This is a genomic window from Pantoea sp. CTOTU46764, from assembly GCF_031974595.1.
Classification (GTDB): domain Bacteria; phylum Pseudomonadota; class Gammaproteobacteria; order Enterobacterales; family Enterobacteriaceae; genus Pantoea; species Pantoea trifolii.
In genome coordinates this window covers 1-4,728 of sequence record NZ_DALYOQ010000122.1, presented here as the reverse complement: position 1 = coordinate 4,728, position 4,728 = coordinate 1, and the positions used below count along the sequence as shown (strand labels likewise).

Genomic DNA, 4,728 nt, shown 5'->3' with positions numbered 1-4,728 from the left:
TTGACCGCATACTCCCTTAGCAGGGGAGCGCCTTCAGCCTCTCGGCCACCTCACCTTACGCGTTCTTCCGAACCGTGCTTCTGAACTTGTTTCTGCTCATCGGCACTGCGTGGCGCACATATTACTTTCCCGGACTTATAAGTCAAACATTTATTTCCAGCCTTTTGTTTGATTGCACAAATGACGCTCAATTCGCATGCTTTAACGACAAAAAGAGTGATTTATCAACAAAGAATGGCTGCTGGAGAACACAAATGAGGATTAAAAGACTGGGTGAATTGAGAAAGAAAAACGGGAGATGTGCGGGACTTGAGGGAAAAAACCGGTAGCGCCTCGCTCAGGAGCGAGGCGCTGAATCCGTTAGTAACTCGAGGCTTGAGTTTTTTCGGCTTGAATACGCTGATAGATCTCTTCGCGATGAACCGAAACTTCTTTAGGCGCGTTAACACCAATGCGGACCTGGTTACCTTTTACACCCAGCACCGTTACAGTCACCTCATCGCCAATCATGAGGGTTTCACCAACTCGACGAGTTAGAATAAGCATTCTTTGCTCCTTGAAAGATTAAAAGAGTCGGGCTTGTTCGGTCTCCCGGCCGTATCCATCATATAACGCTGAACAATGCCTATGACAAATACACCATTGTGCTTCGCCATGCCAATACATTCTGCTGATAGTTAGTTTAGCCGAAATACACTACATCAACCGGACTTTGTCATTACCTGGTGTGCACCGCGTTAAAAAAGCGCCAGAAAACGGGCTTCTGGCGCTTATCACAATGCGAAGTTTTATACGTTACAGTCGGTTACTGACCCATTCCTGCACGCCAGCTAGCGCGCCAGCCAGCGCCTGCGGATTTGTACCGCCGGCCTGAGCCATATCTGGGCGACCACCGCCTTTACCGCCAACCTGAGAGGCAAGTTCACCAATCAGCTCGCCAGCTTTTACGCGGTCAGTGAGATCTTTGGTCACACCAGCAATGAGTGAAACTTTGCCATCATCAACCGTTGCCAGCACGATGATGGCAGACGTTAACTGGTTTTTCAGGTCGTCGACCATGGTACGCAACATTTTCGGCTCAACGTTGCTCAGTTCACTGACCAGCAACTTCGTGCCTTTAACGTCAACCGCTTTGCTACTCAATGAAGCGCTTTCCTGCGCAGCTTGCTGATCGCGCAGTTGTTGCAACTCTTTTTCCAGCGCACGGACGTGATCAACCAGGCCGCGCACCTTCTCATTCAAATTAGTGCTATTGGCTTTCACCAATTGCGCCACATCCAGCAGCTGTTGGCTCTGCGCATTCACTTGTGCCAACGCACCTTCGCCGGTTACGGCTTCAATACGGCGTACACCTGCAGCAGTACCCGATTCAGACTGAATGCGGAACAGGCCAATATCACCGGTACGCAGTGCGTGGATACCACCACACAGCTCAGTAGAGAAATCGCCCATGGTCAGCACACGTACGCGCTGATCGTATTTCTCGCCAAACAGCGCCATTGCGCCCTTCTGTTTTGCGTCATCGAGATCCATGATTTCGGTCTCAACGGCAAGGTTGCGGCGAATTTGTGCGTTAACAATATCCTCAACCTGACGGATTTCCTGCGGCTTCATGGCTTCAAAATGAGAGAAGTCGAAACGCAGATACTTATCGTTAACCAGCGAGCCTTTCTGTCCTACGTGATCACCTAATACCTGACGCAGTGCGGCATGCAGCAAGTGCGTGGCGGAGTGATTCAGACGGATGCGCGCGCGGCGGGTTTCATCAACCTGGGCATGCAAACGGTCACCAACGCGTAACTGACCGCTGCTCAGCTTACCGATATGACCAATCGCTTTACCATACTTCTGCGTGTCCTGAACGCTAAATTCAGCATTCTGCCCAGCCAACACGCCGGTATCGCCAACCTGTCCACCTGACTCGCCATAGAACGGCGTTTCGTCAAGCACGACCACCGCGTCCTGACCTGCGCTGATCTGCTCGACTTGCTGACCGTCGACGAACAGCGCTTCGACTGTCGCGTTCAGTTCCAGATGGTCATAGCCTTTGAAGTCGGTTGCGGCATCGATGCGAATGACATTGTTATAGTCGGCACCAAAACCGCTGGCTTCACGCGCACGCTGACGTTGCTGCTCCATCGCGGCTTCAAAACCGGCTTCATCAATCTTCAGATTGCGCTCACGGCATACATCAGCAGTCAAATCCGCCGGGAAACCAAAGGTATCGTACAGACGGAACACCGTTTCGCCATCAAGGGTATCGCCCTGCAGCTTCGCCAGTTCTTCATCCAGCAGCGCAAGTCCACGCTCCAGCGTTTTAGCAAACTGCTCTTCTTCGTTCTTCAGCGCGTTTTCAACATGCTTCTGCTGACGCTTCAGATCTTCACCTGCGGCACCCATCACCTCGATCAGTGGCGCAACCAGCTTGTAGAAGAAGGCTTCTTTCGCACCCAGCATATTGCCGTGACGCACTGCGCGACGAATGATGCGACGCAATACATAGCCGCGGTTTTCGTTCGATGGGATAACGCCATCGGCGATGAGGAAGGCACAAGAGCGAATATGGTCAGCGATAACGCGCAGCGACTTGTTATCCAGATCGGTTGCGCCAGTTACCTGTGCAACCGACTTGATCAATTTGGCGAACAGATCGATTTCATAGTTGGAGTTAACGTGCTGCAGCACGGCAGCAATACGCTCCAGACCCATGCCGGTATCCACTGACGGTTTCGGCAGCGGATCCATGGTGCCATCGGCCTGACGGTTGAACTGCATGAAGACGATGTTCCAAATCTCGATGTAACGATCGCCATCTTCTTCCGGGCTGCCCGGCGGGCCACCCCAGATATGATCGCCGTGATCGAAGAAAATTTCGGTGCATGGACCGCAAGGACCGGTGTCGCCCATCTGCCAGAAGTTATCTGATGCGTAAGCGCTGCCTTTGTTGTCGCCAATACGGATAATGCGCTCGCGCGGCACACCAATATCGTTAGCCCAGATTTCGAAGGCTTCATCGTCTGTTTCATAGACGGTCACCCAGAGGCGCTCTTTAGGCAGCTTAAACCACTGCTCACCCGTCAGCAGTTCCCATGCATAAGCGATCGCTTCTTTCTTGAAGTAATCACCAAAGCTGAAGTTGCCCAACATTTCAAAGAAGGTGTGATGACGTGCCGTGTAGCCCACGTTTTCGAGGTCGTTATGCTTGCCCCCTGCACGCACACAACGCTGAGACGTCGTTGCGCGCGCATAGTCGCGCTTATCCTGACCGAGGAAAACATCTTTAAACTGGACCATCCCGGCATTGGTAAACAGCAAAGTCGGGTCGTTGTTCGGTACGAGGGAGCTGCTAGCTACAACCTGATGTCCCTTGCTATGAAAAAAGTCGAGAAACGCTTGACGGATCTCAGCAGTGCTCTTGCTCATAAAATTCCTGGAATCACGCTAACGAACGTTCCCTTTCGCTGGCAAACCTTATCCATCCGGCCTGCCGCTGACTGAGGAACAAAAAGTGGGAATAAGATAAATTTTCTTCAGTGGGAAGTAAAATCACATCGCCTTTCAGTCGTCACTATTTCTGAAAACAGCCTGAATATCTTCCATCATAAAGCCTTTCGACATCAAAAAACGCTGAACCTTGCTTTTCTCGGTCCAGGTTTGCGGTAAGGGTTCGCCAAATTTGCGTTTGGCAAGGTCGGCTGCGCACTGGCTCCAGTCCACCTCGGTATCGAACAGCGCCTGATTGATCTCATCGCGGCCAATGCCCTTTTGCTGCAACTCCATACGCACACGCTGTGGACCATATCCCTTACGTGCACGGCTTTGAATAAAGCGTTCGGTAAAGCGCTCATCGTTGAGCCAACCGCTCTCCTGACACCAGTCGAGCACTTTTTCCAGTAACTCATCGGGAATCGGCGTGTTTTCCTGCTGCTGCAGATAGGCCGCACGTTGGGAAGAGAGCTGCAACTTACGCTTCAGCTCTTCGCGACTGTGATCGCGCTGCGAGAGGATACGCATAGCACGGTCCAGCAAACGGGAATATGTTGGCACAGGTGCCGCAGATGGTGACGATGACATAGGATCAACCTTGTTCTAACAGTCGTGCAGGGACGCAGGGTAAAGCAAGAAGGCAGAGAGGAAAAGCGCTGGCGGGGAAAAGCAAAACGGGAGCATCTCTGCTCCCGTTAATATTTTAGAAATCTTCGTTGGTTTCGCTGGCTTCTTCGCGATCATCAGCGGAGATTTTCGCGGTGTCTGCGGCGGCGACCTCACCGCTTAGCAGCAAGTCACGCAGCTTCTTGTCGATCTCATTCGCAATCGCTGGGTTCTCTTTAAGGAAGTTGGTGGAGTTAGCTTTACCCTGACCAATCTTCTCACCGTTGTAGCTGTACCACGCACCGGCTTTCTCAACCAGCTTGTGCTTCACGCCAAGATCCACCAGCTCGCCGAAGGTGTTGATACCTTCGCCGTACATGATTTGGAATTCAGCTTGCTTAAACGGTGCCGCAATTTTGTTCTTCACGACTTTCACGCGGGTTTCGCTACCGACAACTTCGTCGCCCTCTTTAATCGCACCGATACGGCGGATATCCAGACGAACAGAAGCGTAGAATTTCAGCGCGTTACCGCCGGTTGTGGTTTCCGGGTTACCGAACATCACACCAATCTTCATACGAATCTGGTTGATGAAGATCAGCAGGGTGTTGGACTGCTTCAGGTTACCCGCCAGCT

At 51.9% G+C, this 4,728-nt stretch carries 3 protein-coding genes and 1 pseudogene; all 4 read right to left on the bottom strand.

Translation table 11 applies throughout. The features are described 5' to 3' along the window. Positions 1-360: 360 nt before the first annotated feature. Positions 361-546, bottom strand: coding sequence for a carbon storage regulator CsrA (gene csrA / locus RTM06_RS22620; protein WP_008104508.1), 186 nt, complete (start codon positions 544-546; stop codon positions 361-363). 249 nt (positions 547-795) lie between these two features. Beyond that, positions 796-3,423, bottom strand: a complete 2,628-nt coding sequence (gene alaS / locus RTM06_RS22615) for an alanine--tRNA ligase (protein WP_312184786.1) — start codon at positions 3,421-3,423, stop codon at positions 796-798. A 135-nt stretch (positions 3,424-3,558) separates the two neighbouring features. Further along, positions 3,559-4,014, bottom strand: a complete 456-nt coding sequence (locus tag RTM06_RS22610) for a regulatory protein RecX (protein WP_256697204.1) — start codon at positions 4,012-4,014, stop codon at positions 3,559-3,561. Positions 4,015-4,189: 175 nt separating this feature from the next. Beyond that, positions 4,190-4,728: pseudogene (gene recA / locus RTM06_RS22605) on the bottom strand (recombinase RecA); the annotation flags it as partial.

Excerpts from the sequence above, each read along its gene's own strand:
- csrA (WP_008104508.1), bottom strand. The coding sequence starts at position 546 with ATGCTTATTCTAACTCGTCGAGTTGGTGAAACCCTCATGATTGGCGAT.
- RTM06_RS22610 (WP_256697204.1), bottom strand. The coding sequence starts at position 4,014 with ATGCGTATCCTCTCGCAGCGCGATCACAGTCGCGAAGAGCTGAAGCGT.
- alaS (WP_312184786.1), bottom strand. The coding sequence starts at position 3,423 with ATGAGCAAGAGCACTGCTGAGATCCGTCAAGCGTTTCTCGACTTTTTT.